Raw genomic sequence first — 17,070 nt, forward strand, 5'->3', positions numbered from 1 at the left:
CCACTTCAGCCGCAAAAGACTGTGGCGGTTTCACGTGATGCAGCAATGGATACTTGCGGAAGAGTGCGGCGACTTCGGCGTTCAAAGCATCTTCCACATTTTCAAGCGTGGCACCCTGTTCTACCTGTCCGGCAGCATCGGCGCCAAAGTTCATGTCTTCACGGAAGGTGAATTGTTTCTCTGCCAAAGCAATTTCAGCCATGGCAGGCTCGGCAATTGCAACATCGGCATAGCAAGGCGTACCGCTGTCGTCATCTTCTTCCGGGGGAACCATTGCTGCCCGAGCAAGTAGAAGCGGTCCGATTTCCGAGCAATCAGCCATTTCCGCAACTTCGGCATCAGCATTCCGTGCCACCCGCGCCAGTGCGGTTTCAATATTGCTGACCGCCGAAAGCGCAAGCTTTGCCAATAACCCGGGCGCCGTACCGGACCCCGCCAGCCCATAAAGACTGGGGATAAGATCATAAAGGTCATCGGTTTCATCCGCCCCCCGATCCGTCAACAAAATGGCACTCAGGTAAGGGTTTCTCCGCTCAGCCGACAGCGCGATGGCATGGGTCAGCTGCCCTTCGATCCGTTCATCCATCACGAGCAGGTCAATCGTATCCAGACGGATCAGCGCGTGGGCCACCGCTTGCGTATCGACCGACAGGATCTGAAACCCCTTGTCGATCAGTGCGCGTGCGGTTTCGACAGATGCTTTGGCATCTTCACGTAGAATGAGGGCTTTCATCGGATTCTCCTGATCATTGACAGCTATGGCCACCATAGGAACGCAACCCTTAAATTTTGCTGAAAATGTCACAGGCGTTTTGCGTAGGCTTGGCCCCTGCCCCGGTTCCGCCTATAGAACAGGTGCAACACCAAAGGGCGCGGGCATATGCGGACAGCGACGATCACACGGCAGACCGCCGAGACAAACATCACAGTCACCATCAATCTTGATGGCACCGGCACTTATGACAACCAGACAGGCGTGGGCTTTTTTGATCACATGCTGGACCAGTTGTCGCGCCATGCGCTGATTGACACGACCATCCGTGCCAGCGGTGATCTGCACATTGATGACCACCACACCGTCGAGGACGTGGGTATCGCACTGGGTCAGGCCCTGACCGAGGCTCTGGGCGACAAGCGCGGTATCCGGCGCTATGGCAGTTGCCACCTTGCCATGGATGACGCGCAAGTGCGTTGTGCGCTGGATTTGTCCGCGCGCCCTTACCTGATCTGCAATCTTGACCTGCCGTTCGGCAAAATCGGCACCTTCGATACCGAGCTTGTACGCGAGTTCTTTCAGGCGCTCAGCACCCATGGCGGGATCACGCTGCACATCGACAAACTGCACGGCTTCAACGCCCACCACATCGCAGAGGCGGCGTTCAAAGCCGTGGCGCGTGCGCTGCGCGAGGCGGTCGAGACCGATCAGCGCAAGGCCGATGCAATTCCATCCACCAAGGGCAGCTTATGACCACGGCACTCGTCGATTACGACAGCGGAAACCTGCATTCGGCGCAAAAAGCGTTCGAGCTGATGGCAGCCGAACGCGGCACGGGGTCGATCATCGTAACCTCCGACCCCGATGTGGTGGCAAGGGCCGACCGGATCGTGTTGCCGGGTGACGGTGCTTTCCCGCATTGCCGGGCCGAACTTTTTGCCCGCACCGGACTGGCCGAAGCGATCGTCGAGGCCGTAACCACCCGCGCGCGCCCCTTCTTCGGCATTTGCGTCGGGATGCAGATGATGGCGACCACCGGCCATGAGTACGAAAAGACACCGGGCTTTGGCTGGATCGCGGGGGATATCCGCAAGATCACGCCTGACGATGCGGCATTGAAGGTCCCCCATATGGGCTGGAACGATCTGGTGATCGACCATCCACACCCTGTGCTGGACGGGATCACGACCGGCGATCACGCCTATTTCGTACACTCCTATGCGATGGAGGTAGCCAACCCTGCGGAACGTCTGGCCCATGTGGACTACGGCGGCGACGTCACCGCCATCATTGGCCGCGACACGATGATCGGCACGCAGTTCCACCCCGAGAAAAGCCAGGAGGCCGGATTGCGCATGATCGGCAACTTCCTGCGCTGGACACCTTAACCACGCCGCACAAGAGCGCCCGATAGAAAGCAGAGCCCATGTTGAACCGCCGCCATTTCCTTGTCATTGCCGCCGGCACTTTGGCCGCCTGCGGAAATCGCCGCGCCGCACCACCTGCCAGTCGTGCGGCGCGCATACCGCTTCATCCCAACGAGACACCGGAACTACGCCGCCTGATCAACAAATATGCAGCGTTGCATGACGTTCCCGTCACCCTGCTGCACCGTGTGATCATCCGCGAAAGCACCCATAACCCCGCAGCACGCAACGGCCCCTATTACGGGCTGATGCAAATCCTGCCCCAAACGGCGCGCAGCATGGGCTATCGAGGATCGCCCGAAGGGCTGCTGGATGCGGAAACGAACCTCACCTACGCGGGGCGCTATCTGCGCGGGGCATGGCTCGTCTCGGACCGGGACGAGCAGACGGCAGTGAACTGGTACGCGCGCGGGTACTATTATGAGGCCAAACGGCGGGGCATGCTGGTCGAGACCGGATTGCGCAGCGGGTGATATTTGCGGGGATCGGATGTAATGTAGATTTTTGTGGACAGTTAGTTTCTGCTGTCATTTTATTCGCTGCTTGACAAAACAGTGTCCGGTTCGTGCAAATTTTGTTGAATAGCTCTTCTTGATGTGAAGGGCGTCGGCTGATTCAATTTTCCATGGCAACGGGGATCAGACGATGATGGGACCGAAGCAGGAGGCTCAGGCGGCGCAAGTATCGCCCGTCGGGTAGTACACGGGCGGTTCCGCGAAAGTGCCTTAATGTGACACCAGTTTGAGAAGACGGTCGCACGCTGAATCGCGGACGGTTGATCGTGCAAAGACCAGCCGCAAAGCTCTTTCAAAAACTGTTCAGAAGCACCGAGAATAAACAAGACTTGGGACCAGAGCCAATCGTTTGAATGTCCCAAAGTACCAAGAATAAAGTAAGTATCTGATAAACAGATGGTGGGCGACCCTGGAATCGAACCAGGCGTGAGTCGCCTCGAGGGAGTTACAGTCCCCTGCCACACCTTGCGGCCTGTCGCCCACTGCGGCGGTGATTACCCGCGGTCCATTGGTGCGTCAACCGCAAAAGTGCATGTCGGTGCGATCCTCTTCACAGACCGAGCATTGTCAGGTATCGCCTGCAGGAAAGCAAAGGTTGGGACGTTGATGAAAAAGCCAAAGTGGGTGATCGCAAAAGAGCAAGGCAAGCGGCTTGCAGCACAGGAAACGATATGGCTGTTCGGGCTTCATGCGGTGCGCGATGCGTTGGAGAATCCCGCGCGGCAAAAGCTGCGGCTGGTCGTGACGCGCAACGCGCTGGAGCGGCTGGGCGATGCGGTAGAGCAAAGTGGGCTGGAGCCGGAGATTTCGGATCCACGCAAATTCGCAGCCCCGCTTGATCCGCAGTCGGTGCACCAAGGCGCCGCCCTTGAAGTCAAACCTCTGGATTGGGGCAGTCTGGAAGATATCGCACTTGGCGAGGGACTGATGCCGCCGCGTATCGTCTTGCTCGACCGCGTCACCGACCCGCACAACGTGGGCGCGATCCTGCGTTCGGCCGAGGTATTCGGTGCGCGTGCAGTCGTGGCGGTGCAACGCCATTCGGCCCCCGAAACCGGGGCACTGGCCAAGACCGCCAGTGGTGCGCTCGAACGCCAGCCCTATCTGAGGGTGCGCAATCTGGCGGATGCGATGGAGGCCCTCAAGGGCATGGGGTACCTTGTGTTGGGGCTGGATGGCGAGGCTGAACACACCATCGAAGCCGCCGTTGAAGGCAAACGCGACCGGCCCGTGGCACTGGTGCTGGGTGCCGAGGGACCGGGCCTACGCGAAAAGACCCGCGAAACCTGTGATCAACTGGTGCGGATTGACGCGGCGGGCGGATTTGGCTCGCTCAACGTCTCAAATGCGGCGGCTGTCGCACTATATGCTGTCAAAGGCTGATTGATAGGACGCGCATATGGCTGCCACGAAAATTGCAACCTGCTGTTATTGCGGCACCAAAGCTGCTCTCGTTTTACGTGGCACAAACAAGCACGAATTGACCTGCAGCAAATGTGGTGCGCCCCTGCGGGCACTGAAAATGCTGCCAAAGCAGCCCGGAGCGGTGACTGCGCAGGCGGCGGCAACCACGCACCCCGCCAAGCGCAAGCGGGTTGAGAAATACCCCGAATACCGCAACGAGCGCCCTGTTAAGCGCAGGAAATCCAAAGGTTTCGGGCGCCGTGTGATGTCCGATTTCTGGGACGTGGTCGAGGATGTTGTGGATGAGATTTTTGATTAGCAGCCCTGTAAACGGTTTGGCGCAGTCGGTCGGGGCGTTGCAGGAGTGCTGGATCTTTCAGGCAATAACACCAAGCGCCATACCGCTGGTGTCGCTGAACACAGTGTAATCACATTTGCCTGATCTGGCCTTTCGCGATCGCTTCCCGTTCATACATGAAATTTGGAAGCGCGCTCTTGGAACCCGCGCGCTTTTAATCACTGTCCCTCAGTTCCATAACTTGCGCCCGGGTTATCCGGGCGCTTTTTTGTTTGATAGATGCAGGCTAGGGTGCGGCATGGAATATTCAGATAATCACCTTCGCAAGATTCTCAAACGCACCAAGACGGTCGCGATCGTCGGTGTCTCGGCCAATGAGATCCGCCCAAGCTTTTATGTCGCCCGCTATCTGGGGCTGAAAGGTTATCGGGTCATTCCGGTCAATCCCGGTCTGGCCGGGCAGACCCTCTTGGGAGAGACGGTTTACAGCGATGTGAGCGAGGTGCCTGACGATGTTGACATGGTCGATATCTTTCGCCGGTCCGAAGCAGTGCCGCCTATCGTGACAGCAGCACTGGCCCGCTGGCCCAATTTGCAGACAATCTGGATGCAGATCGGTGTGATGCACGCGCAGGCTGCCGCAGAAGCCGAGGCGCGGGGTGTCGATGTGATTCAGGATCGCTGTCCCAAAATCGAGTATCAGCGCCTGTTTTCAGAGTTGCGTATGGGTGGCTTTGCGACGGGTATCATCTCTTCAAAACTCGAACTCTGAAGCCGGTATTCATCAAAAAATCATAACTTGCCACAAGAATGGCACAATTGTCGCACAATCTGAACGGGCTGCGGCGCAAAGATGATTCCATAAGTATCAAATTGCAGATGCTTTGAATTTGACTTTGCGGGCACAGCGATAGTTGTTTTCTTCAGTTCCCGTATCAGTGCTCGTTTTTTCGTTGTTCCTCGCAACCATGGATAACCGATGCAAGAAACAAGAATTATTGACGCCACCCAGACCTATGACCAGAAGGGTCAGGGTCTGCCGGCCGGTTTGGAATTGCTTGGCGGCAAATTCAAAATCGAGAGCCAGATCGGTGCGGGCGGATTCGGGATTACCTATCTTGCCAAGGACGTATTTCTGGAGCGCGCTGTCGTGGTCAAGGAATGCTTTCCTGAGTCGATTTGCATGCGTTTCGGCAATCGCGTCACCGTAAATGCACCCAGCTACGATGCACAGTACCGCAAGATCGTCGAAATGTTCATGCGCGAGGCGCGCAGCCTTGCGCGGTTGCGTCACCCCAATATCGTCAGTGTGCATCAGGCATTCGAAGAAAACGGCACCGCCTATATGGTGCTGGACCTGTTCGAGGGCCGCGATCTGCTGGATGTGATCGAAGACGACAACGATGCGCTCAACCCCGATCAGGTGCACGATATTCTGGTCAGGGTTCTTGATGCGATTGATCTGGTGCACAGCAACGACTTGCTGCACCGCGATATCTCGCCCGACAATATCCTGCTTGATAAATGGGGTACGCCCGCGCTGATCGATTTTGGTGCGGCCCGCGAGGATGCCAGCCGGAAAACATCCGCCGTTTCGACCATGCTGGTCGTCAAGGACGGCTATTCCCCGCACGAGTTCTATGTCTCCGGTGGCATTCAGGGCCCGTGTTCTGATCTGTATGCCCTGGCTGCAACGATGTACCATCTGATCGCTGGCAAGGCGCCGCCTGTCAGCCAGACACGTGTGGCGGCCCTTGCCGACCACAATGATGATCCCTACCAGCCGCTCGCAGGGAATTTTCCACAGTATGAGCCCGCGTTTCTGCAAGCCATCGACCAGGCAATGCGCGTGGCGCCCAAGGACCGTATCCAATCCGCAAAGGAATGGCTGACCCTGATTTCGCAAGAAAGCAAGAAGGTCAAAAAAGTCAAAATTCCCGAGAACAAGTCGCTTACAAAAACAATCAGCGAACTGATCGAAGAGACGAACAAACAACTGACACCGGCGACATGGCAGGAACCTATCGCAGCACCCAAACCCGCCAAGCCACAAAGCACGGACCAACGCTATCGCCCGGAATGGGTGGAAGAGTTCAACCGTGAAACCGTAGAATTCGCCGAAATCAAGCGTCGTGAAGCAGAGCGCGCTGCAGCACGCGAGGCTACGCGCCGGGCAGAAGAAGCGCGTCTGGCCAGACAGGCGCGTCTGGCCGAGGAAGCAGAGATCGAGGCCAAGCGACAGCAGAAACTTGCTGAAGAAGCGCGGTCCTCGAAGATTCTGGGTTGGGTAACAGGCGGAAGATCCGCCTAGGTCCGGGCGGCTTTTTCGGCAATCCCGGAGGTACTCTGGCGCGCTGCCAGCGTATCGAGCACGTCCTGAAGCGGCACTTCCCTTGCCGCGAGCATGACCAAGAGGTGGTAGATGACATCTGCCGCCTCGTTGGTCAGACCTTCGCGATCACCTTTGACGGCTTCGATGATGGCCTCGACCGCCTCTTCTCCAAACTTCTCGGCACATTTCTCGGGCCCCTGAGACAACAATCTGGCTGTCCAGCTGCTGTCCGGGTCCGCACCCTTGCGGGATGCGATGATCTCGGCCAATTCGTTCAGGGTCATGTCAGTCTCACAGGTATGCCAGCGGCGGCCATATGGGCCTTGGCTTCGCCGATAGTGTAGGTGCCGAAGTGAAAAATCGAAGCGGCCAATACCGCAGAGGCGTGGCCTTCGGTGACCCCTTCTACAAGGTGATCCAGCGTTCCGACACCGCCCGAAGCAATGACAGGCACATCTACGGCATCTGAAATGGCGCGGGTCAGGGGCAGGTTGAAGCCTGTCTTTGTGCCATCGCGGTCCATGGACGTCAGCAGGATTTCACCGGCCCCTTTTTCAACGACGGTTTTTGCGAATGCGACCGCATCAATCCCGGTCGGGCGTCGCCCGCCGTGGGTGAAGATCTCCCATTTGCCGGGCGCGACAGTCTTTGCGTCGATCGCCACGACAATACACTGCGACCCAAAGCGCATCGCGGCCTCGGCGACCACATCGGGGTTTGCGACAGCGGCAGAGTTGAAGCTGACCTTATCGGCCCCTGCCAGAAGCAAGTCGCGCACGTCGTGGTGGGTCCGCACGCCGCCGCCGATGGTCAGCGGCATAAAACACTGTTCCGCCGTGCGCGTGGCCAAATCGAACATCGTGCCACGGTTTTCCTGCGTTGCCATGATGTCGAGAAAACAAAGCTCATCCGCGCCTGCGGCGTTGTAAGCAATGGCCGCATCCACAGGGTCGCCTGCGTCGATCAGATCAACAAAGTTGACGCCTTTGACGACACGTCCTTCGGCGACGTCAAGGCAGGGAATGATCCGTGTTTTCAACATGGGTTCTGTTTAGGCGGCTGTGGCGCAGGCAGCAAGCGCAGTATTTTGAGTTTTTTGGCCAAGATGAAGAAGCGGCTAGCGCAGCATCCTGAGCGCTGCGGCAAGATCAATCGCCCCGTCATAAAGCGCACGGCCCGAAATCGCGCCGGATATCACACCGGTATCCTTGAGCGCAGTCAGGTCATCCATCGAAGAGACACCGCCGGACGCGATCACGGGGATATCCACTGCCCGCGCAAGTGCGGCGGTTGCGTCGATGTTAGGTCCTTTCATCGCCCCATCGCGCAGGATGTCAGTATAGATGATCGCCGCGATGCCCGCGTCCTCGAAGGATTTGGCAAGGTCGGTGACGATCACATCCGTTTCCTCCGCCCAGCCACGGGTCGCCACGCGGCCATTACGGGCATCGAGACCCACGGCGACCTGTCCGGGGAAGGCGCGTGCGGCCTCGCGGACAAGATCGGGGTCTTCGACCGCAACAGTGCCAAGGATCACGCGGGCCAACCCCTTGTCGAGCCAGCGTTCAATCGTCGCCATATCACGGATACCGCCACCCAGTTGCGCTGGAACGGGGCAAGCCTTCAGGATCGCCTCTACGGGTGCGGCGTTGACCGGTTCGCCTGCGAATGCACCATTCAGATCCACCAGATGGAGCCACTGGCAGCCTGCGGCTACAAATTCCTTGGCTTGCGCCGCCGGGTCGTCGTTGAAGACGGTCGTCTGATCCATGTCGCCATGCACAAGCCGCACGGCGTTTCCGTCTTTGAGGTCAATAGCAGGATAAAGGATCATCGGGCAGGCACCTTTCGCGTTTGGCCGCTTTATGCATGGCGTGCGCCGGATTGCAACGCAGGCTTTGACCCGACGTCTTTCTTGGTTGCAGGCCCGTCGCCCGCGCATGATCCCGCGCAGAACTCAGGGAGGAGACGAGTATGAAGAAACTTCTTATCTTGGCGGCTTCGCTTTTGGCGTTTGCATCGGCCGCGGACCGAAGTCGCTGAGGTGCGTCTGCAGCTCATCGTGGCTGTCGTAATGGAAAAGAAATGAAACAAACAACCCGATCAGCAGGTGCAAAGAATGCTTAGAAATCGCCAGATTCTGTCCAACAAATGGAGAGAAGCTTACAGACCACTTTACCCATGCAACAGGACAAGCAACATTGCGATATGGTCTTTCATGGTAGCCGGTTTCGCGACACCAGGAATGGAATAAACACGCCGAGTACCAGCAAACGAAATACATGATGCGCGGCCACAAAAGCAGGCTCCAGCCCTGTTTCAACGGCGAGAGCCGCCATGATTTCAACCCCGCCGGGGGCAAATGCCAGCAGCAAGGCGGCAGGAGGCAATCCTACGAGCCTCGCGGCAAGCCCTGCACCCAGTGCAGCAAACGCGCAGGCGATCAGCGTCATCACAAGACCGGCAGCCAGTGCGCTACCAATTTGCCGGTGCGAAAAACCGCGAAACCGCGTTCCGATCAGCGAGCCCATACAGACAAAGGCGGCAGCCGTCAGCCACGGCGGGATCGCGCCGGGTGTGTAATTCGCGCCATGCCCGATAGCCGAGACCGCCATCGCCCCGATCAGCAGTGGCGCAGGCATACCGAGGCGTTTGAGCAGTAAACCCGCAACGACGGCCAACACAAAGGTCAGTGCAAGCGCAATTGGCGCAATCGTTCCGGTATCCATAAGTTGCGCTGTCCCTTTGACCCCCCAAAGCGAAATGAGCACCGGAACCAGTAATGTCAAAAGCAGGACACGGACGGTCTGCACCAGCGCCACCCGCCGAACGTCTGCGTCGACTGCGGTCGACATGCTCAACACGTAACTCAAATGCCCCGGAGTTGCGGACAGCAGGGCGGTCATCCGGTCATATCCAAAGCCGCGAATGAGAAGTCTTTGCGCCACGATCAAGGTCAGAAACAGGCTGACGGTGAGTACAAACAGCGACAATGGCCATGCCATCGCGGTCGCGATCACCTCGGGTGTGACGGTGCTGCCAATGGTGATGCCGATGGTCAGGAATACCCCGTCGCGCAAGCGCGCCGGAATTGCCGTGCGCAGGCCAAGGATCGTTGCCAGTGAAACGGCAGCGGCGGGGCCTGTCAGCACCGCCGCTGGAAAACCGCTCGCCCAGAACAGCGTAGCCCCAGCAAGGCCGACCCCAAGTGTCGGCAGCGCTTCTTTCCAGTCCGTGTCAATCGACATCACAGGTCAGCCGACAAGACGGCGATGTCAGTCGCCATCTGCCACGCCTTCGGCCCGCTTGCGCGCACGGTAGGCGCGGAAACTGGGCAGCACGACCAGCAGCACCGCCAGTCCCAACAGCCCCAACGTCATCGGACGTTCAAAGATGAAATCAAAGCCGCGATAGAGCTGCATTGCACGGGCAAAATTGTTTTCCAACATTGTGCCAAGGATGAAGCCGATCAACAGCGGCGCCAGCGGATAGTCGGCAAAACGCAGGATCGTCGCGATAACCCCAAAGCCCACGAGGATCAGCAATTCGGTCGCATTGTTCTGCCCGAGATAGCTGCCCATCAGGGTAAAGAACAGGATAAACGGGATCAGAAAAGTGCGCGGGATCGTCAGGATTTTCGCGATATAGGGGATCAGTGGCAGATTCAGGATCAGCAGGACCAGATTGCCAAGATACATCGAGATGATCACGGCCCAGAAGATTTCCGGCGTATCGATCATCAGCCGCGGTCCGGGCGTCACGTTCAAGGCCAGCAGCGCGCCCAACAAGATGGCAGTTGTGCCGGATCCCGGAATGCCCAAAGTCAGCAATGGAACGAAAGACCCCGTGCAGGCGGCGTTGTTCGCGGTCTCTGGGGCCGCGAGCCCTTTGACAGAGCCTTTGCCGAATTCTTCCTGTTCGGCGCCCTTGGCGATATTGCGTTCAACCGCATAGCCCAGAAAAGAGGCGATCGTTGCACCGGCGCCGGGCAATACGCCGATAAAGAACCCCTGTATCGACTGACGCCCGATTACGGGTGCGATGCTGCGCGCCTCGGCACGGGTGATGCGCAGTCCGGTGATCTTTCCACTGCCGCCTGTGGCGGCACGGGCAGGGTTCATCACCAGAAACAGCGCCTCTGGCAGGGCGAACATCGCCATGGCCAGCGTGATGAATGAAAAACCCGATTGCAACTCCATCATGCCAAAGGTGAACCTTGGCATGTTCGTCAGCGCTCCTTCACCGACCGTTCCAAGTAGAAGCCCCAGAATGGTCATCATCAGCGCCTTGGCCACCTGACCCGTACCGGCAAACGCCGCGATTGCAGAAAGCCCGACGACCATCAGCGCGAAATACTCGGCCGAATGGAACAGCAGCGCGACAGTGGAGAGTGCTGGCGCAAAGATCATCAACAGGATTGCGCCAATCGTGCCGCCTGCAAATGACGCCACAGCCGCAATCGTCAGTGCCTTGCCCGCCTGCCCCTTGCGGGCCATCGGATAGCCGTCAAAGCTGGTGGCGACGGTGCCTGCGACCCCCGGCGCATTCAGCAGGATCGACGATGTCGATCCGCCGAAGATCGCACCGTAATAGACCCCCGAGAGCAGGATCAGTGCTGCCGTCGGATCGCCGATGCCGATGGCGACAGGAATCATGATGGCAATGATCGACATCGGCCCCAGCCCTGGCAACATGCCGATCAATGTCCCGACCATACACCCCATCACAACCATCATCAGATTGAATGGCGTCACAGCGGCAGAAAGCCCAATCAGAATACCCTCAAGCATTTCGGCCTCCTTACATGAATATGCCTGGCCAAGGGCGCAGGAAAATCCCGAGCACCTCTTGCACCAGATACCAGATCGACCCTGCCGCGATGACTGCGACGGGGATCAGGATATGAAACCGGCGTTCGCCCAAAATGACTGCGCCAAGCACCAAAAAGCTGATTGTCGACCCAAGAAAACCAAGCGAGCGCAACGTCAGCGCGTAGGCGACCATCAGCGCCAGCAGACCGAGGGCCTGTCCGACATGATAGTCCCCCAAACGGCTCAGGTCGATTGTTCCGTCCTTGGGTTTGTCATCCGCAGACGGCGGCTTGGGGGTGAACAGGACGATAAGCCCGACCATGATGCCAAGCACCGACAGTATCTTGGGAAATGTGGATGGCCAAACGGGGTTGCGCCGCAGGATCGGCGCCAACTGGTCGTCCATAGTAAAAAACGCGGTATAGCCAAAGACGCAACATAGCGCGATAAAGGCCAGCGCGATCCAGCGATCAAGCGCCATTCGTCGTCCCTCCGCTTTGTGTGATTCATAATTCGGTGAGCGGATACCCCGGCGCGGCAGAACCTGCCGGGGTATCTTTGGTCAATGCAACCAGCGGTCCGTGTCGATTACAGGAAACCCAGATCGCGCATCAGATCGCCGATCTGCTTTTCCTGTGCTTCAAGGAAAGTCGCGAATTCGTCGCCGGGGCGGAAGATATTGACCAGACCCATGCGTCCGCGCACCTCTTCCCATTCGGGGGTTTCCATCATCGCGCCCAGCATGTCCTGATAAGCGGTCAGTTGTTCTGCGGGCAGGTTCGGGGCGGCAAAAAATCCGCGCCAGTTGACGAATTGCGCGTCGATGCCCTGCTCGGAAAAACTGGGGGCGGTGTCATAGGCGGGCACACGCTCGGGCGATGTAACGCCGAGAATTCGGATTTCGCCCTGATCGGCCAATGCGACCGCTTCGGAAAAGCCCGTGGATAGCGCATCGATTTCACCCGACAGCAGACCGGCCATAGCTTGGCCACCGGCGTCATAACCGATATAGTTAAATGCGGTCGGGTCTTCGCCCGCACCCTGCATGATGATCGCCGCAACAAGATGGTCCATGCCACCTGGTACAGAACCGCCACCGATGGCGAAATCCTGCGGACTTTCGCGATACATTGCCAGCGCCTCTTCCATCGAAGTGACGGGGCTGTCGGCGGACACGACCAGCGCCGCATAGTCGCCAACAGTGCCAGCGACCAGCGTCAGGTCACGGAAGCTTTGCGAAATCTCGCCGGTCAGGGCGCGTATCACGATCGGCGTCGAATTGACCATGAGCGTGCCGTGGCTGCTGCTTGCGTTTTCGATCAGGTTGGCGATTGCGACGCCGCCGCCGCCACCGGACATGTTTTCATAAGTCGCCGTACCGACGATGCCAGAATTCATCAGTGCCTCGCCTGTGCCGCGTGCCGTGCCGTCCCAGCCGCCGCCGGCGCCGCCGGGGATCAGGAAATGTACGGAATCCATCATTTGATGTCCGTCGGCGCGGGCCATGCCCGACATCGCAACGGTTGCTGTAGCCGCAGCGATGATCGTACGGCGTGTCCACTCAAGAGTGTTCATTGGTTTTTTTCCTCCCATGTTACAGGCAGTCCTCCACCGCCCGTCACCTTCATAAATCACAAAAAGCTGACAGAAGCCTGACAGGGTGCTAAAGCCTTGCGAGGTCAGTGCAGTCGCAGGGGGGATATTGGTGCGCTATCTACTGGTAGAGGACAATATCGAACTGTCGGAAGCGGTCATAAAGCGGCTGGCGCTTGATGGTCATGCGGTCGATCATGCCACGACGCTTTCGCAAGCCGAGGATTGTCTGTCCGCCGCAAGCTACGATCTGATCCTGCTTGATGTGATGCTGCCCGATGGCGACGGGCGCGATTTTCTGGCCCGCAGCCGCGCGCATCTTGAAACACCGGTCATTGTTCTGACCGCCCGTAGCCAGGTGTCTGACCGTGTCGGCGCGCTTGATCAGGGGGCGGATGACTACATCACAAAGCCGTTCGATTTTTTGGAACTCGAGGCGCGATGTCGCGCTGTCCTGCGGCGGCGCGGAGGATCGGCGCGCAATGAAATCGCCCTTGGTGACGTAATTTTCGATCTGCTGGCTGGAACCCTGCGCCACGGTGACGAGACACTGGAATTGCGCAGCCGCGAAATCCGCCTGCTTGAGGTATTTGCGCGCCATCCGGGCCAGATCATGTCGAAATCGCAACTGATGGACCGGCTGTTTTCATACGACACCGCCGTGACCGAAAACGCGATCGAGGTCTATGTGGGCCGCCTGCGCCGCCGCATCGACGGGATCGGGCTGCGCATCGAAACAGTGCGCGGTCTGGGGTACCGTATCGAGACCGAGGTCGCATGACGGGCGAGACAAGATCTATCAGCAAACGGCTGACCTTGCTGTTGGCAGGTGTCGCGGCTCTGTTGTCCGTCCTCAGTTGGGGCATGGTCACCGCCCTTGCGCGCGAAGCGACGCAGCGCACACAGGACAATGTGCTGGCCGCTTCGGTGACGACGATTGCCGAAACCCTGCGCAGCGAACAAGGTGAAGTTCGCCTTGAACTGCCCTATGCCGCGTTCGCCATGCTGGGTGCCATCAGCGAGGACCGCGTGTTCTATCGTGTGACCGCCGGTGACGGAACGCTGACCGGCTATGACGACCTGCCACAGCCGACGGCGGGTAGGCATGGTCAGGTCCGGTTTGATACGGAAAGTTACGGCGCGGCATCGATCCGCATGGCGTCGATATCCCGATTGATTCTGGCTGGCGAAGGGCCGGTACCTGTCACAGTCACGGTCGGCCAGACCCGCGACGGTGCCGGTGCGATCGCCGCCGAACTGTCGCGGCTTGCCGCGGTCCTGTCTGTGGCGTTCTTTCTTGTCGCTGTAGCGCTGTCGGCCTTTGTCGCGCAGACCTCGCTCAGGCCACTGAACGAGATTGCAGCCGCCGTGTCACGGCGTGGCCCTTCGGACCTGCGACCGCTGCGGCGCGCAGCACCAACCGATCTGGCCCCCTTACTCACCGCGCTGAACCGGCTGATGGAGCGATTGCAGCAATCCATCCGCCGCTCGGAAGACTTTATCGCCGAGGCCGCGCACCGCATCCGCACGCCGCTGGCCGTCGTGCGGACACAGGCCGAAATCGCCTTGCGCACCGTGTCGGGAGAGCCTGAAAAGGACAGACTGCGCGGGATCATACGCGCCGTCGACGAAAGCTCGCGGTCGGCGGGGCAACTGCTGGATCATGCCACAGTGGCCTATCGCACCGAAGATCTTGTGCGCGACAAGCTGGATCTGGCAGAACTGGCGTCGCAAACCGTCGCCGGCATGGAGCCGACGGCCGCCATGCGTGACATCCACCTGCATATTGAGGCCAAGCCGACGCGGGTCAGCGGTGATGCAGTGTTGATTGAGACAGCAATCCGCAACGTTTTGGACAATGCGATCAAATATTCACCCGAGGACACCACCGTGCGGCTATCCATCACCCAAGCCGAAGGCGAGGCACGCCTGACGATAAACGATCAGGGTCCCGGCCTTGGCGATGAACCCGTCGCGTCACTGACCGAACGTTTCCGGCGCGGCAAGAACACCGAAAGCATCGTTGGATCAGGTCTTGGCCTGACAATCGCGGCGGATGTTCTGGGCGCCCATGGCGGGCGGCTGGACCTCGCGACCAACACAAACGGGAGTGGAGGCGCATGCGTATCGCTTATCTTGCCCTTGGCCTGATCTTCTGGTCCTTCAGTGCCGCATTCGCGCTGGAGATCGAGGACCATCGTCTTTTCCCCGGCACCGGAGACCGGGTCCTGCGGATCGTCTCGACAACGGATTTGGACGTTTTCGAACCTTACATCTTTGCCTTTCAGGACGACCGGCCCGAATTTTCAGTCGACTACACTGTCGTTTCGTCAACCACGTTGTACAGTGCAATCCGTGCGGGCGCGCAATTCGATCTTGCCGTTTCATCCGCGATGGATTTGCAGTTTCAGCTCGCCAATGACGGCTTCGCCCTGCCCTATCGCTCTGCGGGGACCGAAACTCTGCCCGACTGGGCGCGATGGCGTGACCTCATCTTTGCCTTCACCACTGAACCTGCCGTTGTCGTGATCAACAGCGCCTCTTTTGCCGGACTTGACCTGCCCGCCACCCGACAAGAACTGATCGCAGTCCTGCGCGACAACCCCGACCGGTTCGCTGGCGCCGTCGGCACTTATGACGTGCGTGAAAGTGGTCTTGGTTTCTTGTTCGCAACGCAGGAGGACCGGTCATCCGACGCCTACTGGCGACTGAATGAGGTGATGGGGCGGCTGGGTCCGCGGCTTTATTGCTGTTCTTCCGACATGATCAAAGACGTTGCCGAAGGCAGGCTGGCATTGGCCTATAATGTTCTGGGCAGCTATGCCGCAGGACAACTGGCGCAGGACCGGTCAGGCGGAATGCAGATCCTGAGGATGCAGGATTTCACGAATGTGATGTTGCGCACAGTGCTTGTTCCTTCCACCGCGCAGGAAACCGAAGCAGCAGGCGCGATGATCGACATGCTTGCAAGGCTGGCCTTGCGCGATGTGCCCGGTGACTGGCCGCTTCCGTCGCTCAGCCAGACCGGTGCGAGAGAGCCTATGGGCTTTGGACCGATCCGGCTGGGACCCGGGTTGATGGTCTACCTTGATTCGCTCAACCGCCGCGCTTTTTTGACCGAATGGGGAAATGCGATGGAGCAGCGATAGAGCGGTCGAAATACGTACTTTGCAAGGCTCACCATCTGCGAATTTTGTTGAAGAACTCTTCTTGATTTGAAGGGGGCGACTGGTTCAATTCCCGTATCGAAGTGGGGAAATCGAGCCGCGATGGAACCGAAGCAGGAAGCACAAGCAGCGCTGTTTTACGCGTTCTCGCTCAATGATCATGTCCCGCAAGATCACCTGCTGCGGTCGATTGACCGGTTCGTCGATCTGAGCGACATCCGCCGGTATCTGGCCTTGTTTTAGGCCACACAGGCCGCCTTTATATTGATCCTGAACTTTTAATCCGACCGACGCACCACGCGCGGTGAAAGAATATCTGAGAGTCGTGGACGATGCGGCCTTTGGTGCCGCGTCGACTGTTGATCCCAAGTTCACGTCGCACTCAGACCCAAGCAGTCAATGGACCGCAGCGCAAAAAGGTCCTGCATTCTTTGCCTGGTCGCCAGCCCCCAAGAAACATCGCGCACCTCTGGCATGGGTACCGAAGAATGATCGAGGGTCTTGGCGCACCGCTGAAGATTGACAGCATAAGATGCCGACGTCGCTCGTCGTAATCTACCTGCCCTGTGATCCTGATATGCCAGCGACATTGACGCACTGGACCTGGCCTGCACCCTGCACGCATCCCTGATGGCTCATATACCGCTTTTGCTGCGCCAACCAACGAGGTTCAAACCGGCAAAGAGAATAGCTGCGACGCAAACGATGGAAGGTCCTGCCGGAGTATCGAACAGATAGGCGCCTTGAAGACCGGCGACAGCCGAGATGGCTCCGATCACGGCAGCGATCCCCGCCATAGCCTCGGGTG

At 58.7% G+C, this 17,070-nt stretch carries 19 protein-coding genes, 1 tRNA gene and 1 pseudogene; 11 read left to right on the forward strand and 10 right to left on the reverse strand.

The genetic code is table 11. The features are described 5' to 3' along the window. Positions 1-733: hypothetical protein (locus tag R6T97_RS03270; RefSeq protein WP_410347880.1), on the reverse strand; the 733-nt coding region annotated here is incomplete at its 3' end. Between the two features lie 147 nt (positions 734-880). Between R6T97_RS03270 and hisB the strand changes: the two genes are divergently transcribed. Genes hisB through R6T97_RS03285 form a run of 3 tightly spaced genes read left to right on the forward strand, consistent with a single transcriptional unit; the run spans position 881 to position 2,615 of the window. Continuing rightward, positions 881-1,468 (forward strand): imidazoleglycerol-phosphate dehydratase HisB, encoded by a 588-nt coding sequence (gene hisB, locus R6T97_RS03275; protein ID WP_410347881.1) that lies wholly within the window; start codon positions 881-883, stop codon positions 1,466-1,468. Beyond that, positions 1,465-2,103: an imidazole glycerol phosphate synthase subunit HisH gene (hisH, locus tag R6T97_RS03280; protein ID WP_410347882.1), complete on the forward strand. Its 639-nt coding sequence runs from the start codon at positions 1,465-1,467 to the stop codon at positions 2,101-2,103. Before hisB ends, hisH begins: the two co-directional genes overlap by 4 nt. Before the next feature lie 38 nt (positions 2,104-2,141). Next, a complete protein-coding gene (locus R6T97_RS03285) occupies positions 2,142-2,615 on the forward strand; it encodes a transglycosylase SLT domain-containing protein (RefSeq protein ID WP_410347883.1) in 474 nt (157 codons plus the stop codon). 439 nt (positions 2,616-3,054) lie between these two features. Here the strand turns inward: R6T97_RS03285 and R6T97_RS03290 are convergent. Beyond that, positions 3,055-3,138, reverse strand: a tRNA-Tyr gene (locus R6T97_RS03290). Between the two features lie 125 nt (positions 3,139-3,263). Here R6T97_RS03290 and rlmB point away from each other — a divergent pair. The 4 genes from rlmB (at position 3,264) to R6T97_RS03310 (ending at position 6,670) form a co-directional block, all read left to right on the forward strand. Continuing rightward, positions 3,264-4,040 carry a 23S rRNA (guanosine(2251)-2'-O)-methyltransferase RlmB gene (gene rlmB / locus R6T97_RS03295; protein ID WP_410347884.1) on the forward strand — a complete coding sequence of 259 codons (777 nt, stop codon included), beginning with the start codon at positions 3,264-3,266 and terminating at the stop codon, positions 4,038-4,040. Between the two features lie 16 nt (positions 4,041-4,056). Next, entirely contained in the window at positions 4,057-4,380 is a 324-nt protein-coding gene (locus R6T97_RS03300) for a hypothetical protein (protein WP_410347885.1), read from the forward strand. Positions 4,381-4,657: 277 nt separating this feature from the next. Then, positions 4,658-5,131: a CoA-binding protein gene (locus tag R6T97_RS03305; RefSeq protein WP_410347886.1), complete on the forward strand. Its 474-nt coding sequence runs from the start codon at positions 4,658-4,660 to the stop codon at positions 5,129-5,131. 207 nt (positions 5,132-5,338) lie between these two features. Continuing rightward, positions 5,339-6,670, forward strand: a complete 1,332-nt coding sequence (locus R6T97_RS03310) for a serine/threonine protein kinase (RefSeq protein ID WP_410347887.1) — start codon at positions 5,339-5,341, stop codon at positions 6,668-6,670. Here the strand turns inward: R6T97_RS03310 and R6T97_RS03315 are convergent. The 7 genes from R6T97_RS03315 to R6T97_RS03345 form a co-directional block, all read right to left on the reverse strand. Next, entirely contained in the window at positions 6,667-6,975 is a 309-nt protein-coding gene (locus R6T97_RS03315) for a phosphoribosyl-ATP diphosphatase (protein ID WP_410347888.1), read from the reverse strand. The genes R6T97_RS03310 and R6T97_RS03315 overlap by 4 nt on opposite strands. Then, entirely contained in the window at positions 6,972-7,733 is a 762-nt protein-coding gene (gene hisF / locus R6T97_RS03320) for an imidazole glycerol phosphate synthase subunit HisF (RefSeq protein ID WP_410347889.1), read from the reverse strand. Before hisF ends, R6T97_RS03315 begins: the two co-directional genes overlap by 4 nt. Before the next feature lie 75 nt (positions 7,734-7,808). After that, complete coding sequence (gene hisA, locus R6T97_RS03325; protein ID WP_410347890.1) at positions 7,809-8,525, reverse strand: 1-(5-phosphoribosyl)-5-[(5-phosphoribosylamino)methylideneamino]imidazole-4-carboxamide isomerase; 717 nt, start codon at positions 8,523-8,525, stop codon at positions 7,809-7,811. Positions 8,526-8,907: 382 nt separating this feature from the next. Further along, positions 8,908-9,939 (reverse strand): AbrB family transcriptional regulator, encoded by a 1,032-nt coding sequence (locus R6T97_RS03330; RefSeq protein WP_410347891.1) that lies wholly within the window; start codon positions 9,937-9,939, stop codon positions 8,908-8,910. 27 nt (positions 9,940-9,966) lie between these two features. Then, positions 9,967-11,481 (reverse strand): tripartite tricarboxylate transporter permease, encoded by a 1,515-nt coding sequence (locus R6T97_RS03335; protein ID WP_410347892.1) that lies wholly within the window; start codon positions 11,479-11,481, stop codon positions 9,967-9,969. A 10-nt stretch (positions 11,482-11,491) separates the two neighbouring features. Continuing rightward, positions 11,492-11,983 carry a tripartite tricarboxylate transporter TctB family protein gene (locus R6T97_RS03340; protein WP_410347893.1) on the reverse strand — a complete coding sequence of 164 codons (492 nt, stop codon included), beginning with the start codon at positions 11,981-11,983 and terminating at the stop codon, positions 11,492-11,494. A gap of 107 nt (positions 11,984-12,090) precedes the next feature. Beyond that, positions 12,091-13,077: a tripartite tricarboxylate transporter substrate binding protein gene (locus R6T97_RS03345; RefSeq protein ID WP_410347894.1), complete on the reverse strand. Its 987-nt coding sequence runs from the start codon at positions 13,075-13,077 to the stop codon at positions 12,091-12,093. Positions 13,078-13,207: 130 nt separating this feature from the next. Here R6T97_RS03345 and R6T97_RS03350 point away from each other — a divergent pair, with 130 nt between their 5' ends. From R6T97_RS03350 to R6T97_RS03365, 4 genes and pseudogenes are all read left to right on the forward strand, one after another. Further along, positions 13,208-13,876, forward strand: coding sequence for a response regulator transcription factor (locus tag R6T97_RS03350; protein ID WP_410347895.1), 669 nt, complete (start codon positions 13,208-13,210; stop codon positions 13,874-13,876). Next, positions 13,873-15,246, forward strand: a complete 1,374-nt coding sequence (locus R6T97_RS03355; RefSeq protein WP_410347896.1) for a sensor histidine kinase N-terminal domain-containing protein — start codon at positions 13,873-13,875, stop codon at positions 15,244-15,246. The genes R6T97_RS03350 and R6T97_RS03355 overlap by 4 nt, the downstream gene beginning before the upstream one ends. Continuing rightward, complete coding sequence (locus R6T97_RS03360; protein ID WP_410347897.1) at positions 15,216-16,244, forward strand: ABC transporter substrate-binding protein; 1,029 nt, start codon at positions 15,216-15,218, stop codon at positions 16,242-16,244. The genes R6T97_RS03355 and R6T97_RS03360 overlap by 31 nt, the downstream gene beginning before the upstream one ends. Before the next feature lie 120 nt (positions 16,245-16,364). Further along, a pseudogene (locus R6T97_RS03365) lies at positions 16,365-16,704 on the forward strand (IS5/IS1182 family transposase); the annotation flags it as partial. A gap of 193 nt (positions 16,705-16,897) precedes the next feature. Here the strand turns inward: R6T97_RS03365 and R6T97_RS03370 are convergent. After that, positions 16,898-17,070 (reverse strand): metal ABC transporter permease (locus R6T97_RS03370; RefSeq protein ID WP_410347898.1); only part of this gene is annotated, 173 nt, incomplete at its 5' end.

It is taken from the genome of Yoonia sp. (assembly GCF_046498525.1).
Taxonomy (GTDB): domain Bacteria; phylum Pseudomonadota; class Alphaproteobacteria; order Rhodobacterales; family Rhodobacteraceae; genus Yoonia.

Excerpts from the sequence above, each read along its gene's own strand:
- hisH (WP_410347882.1), top strand. The coding sequence starts at position 1,465 with ATGACCACGGCACTCGTCGATTACGACAGCGGAAACCTGCATTCGGCG.
- R6T97_RS03360 (WP_410347897.1), top strand. The coding sequence starts at position 15,216 with ATGCGTATCGCTTATCTTGCCCTTGGCCTGATCTTCTGGTCCTTCAGT.
- rlmB (WP_410347884.1), top strand. The coding sequence starts at position 3,264 with ATGAAAAAGCCAAAGTGGGTGATCGCAAAAGAGCAAGGCAAGCGGCTT.
- R6T97_RS03335 (WP_410347892.1), bottom strand. The coding sequence starts at position 11,481 with ATGCTTGAGGGTATTCTGATTGGGCTTTCTGCCGCTGTGACGCCATTC.
- R6T97_RS03330 (WP_410347891.1), bottom strand. The coding sequence starts at position 9,939 with ATGTCGATTGACACGGACTGGAAAGAAGCGCTGCCGACACTTGGGGTC.
- R6T97_RS03340 (WP_410347893.1), bottom strand. The coding sequence starts at position 11,983 with ATGGCGCTTGATCGCTGGATCGCGCTGGCCTTTATCGCGCTATGTTGC.
- hisB (WP_410347881.1), top strand. The coding sequence starts at position 881 with ATGCGGACAGCGACGATCACACGGCAGACCGCCGAGACAAACATCACA.
- R6T97_RS03305 (WP_410347886.1), top strand. The coding sequence starts at position 4,658 with ATGGAATATTCAGATAATCACCTTCGCAAGATTCTCAAACGCACCAAG.
- R6T97_RS03315 (WP_410347888.1), bottom strand. The coding sequence starts at position 6,975 with ATGACCCTGAACGAATTGGCCGAGATCATCGCATCCCGCAAGGGTGCG.
- R6T97_RS03355 (WP_410347896.1), top strand. The coding sequence starts at position 13,873 with ATGACGGGCGAGACAAGATCTATCAGCAAACGGCTGACCTTGCTGTTG.
- R6T97_RS03285 (WP_410347883.1), top strand. The coding sequence starts at position 2,142 with ATGTTGAACCGCCGCCATTTCCTTGTCATTGCCGCCGGCACTTTGGCC.
- R6T97_RS03310 (WP_410347887.1), top strand. The coding sequence starts at position 5,339 with ATGCAAGAAACAAGAATTATTGACGCCACCCAGACCTATGACCAGAAG.
- R6T97_RS03345 (WP_410347894.1), bottom strand. The coding sequence starts at position 13,077 with ATGAACACTCTTGAGTGGACACGCCGTACGATCATCGCTGCGGCTACA.
- hisA (WP_410347890.1), bottom strand. The coding sequence starts at position 8,525 with ATGATCCTTTATCCTGCTATTGACCTCAAAGACGGAAACGCCGTGCGG.
- hisF (WP_410347889.1), bottom strand. The coding sequence starts at position 7,733 with ATGTTGAAAACACGGATCATTCCCTGCCTTGACGTCGCCGAAGGACGT.
- R6T97_RS03300 (WP_410347885.1), top strand. The coding sequence starts at position 4,057 with ATGGCTGCCACGAAAATTGCAACCTGCTGTTATTGCGGCACCAAAGCT.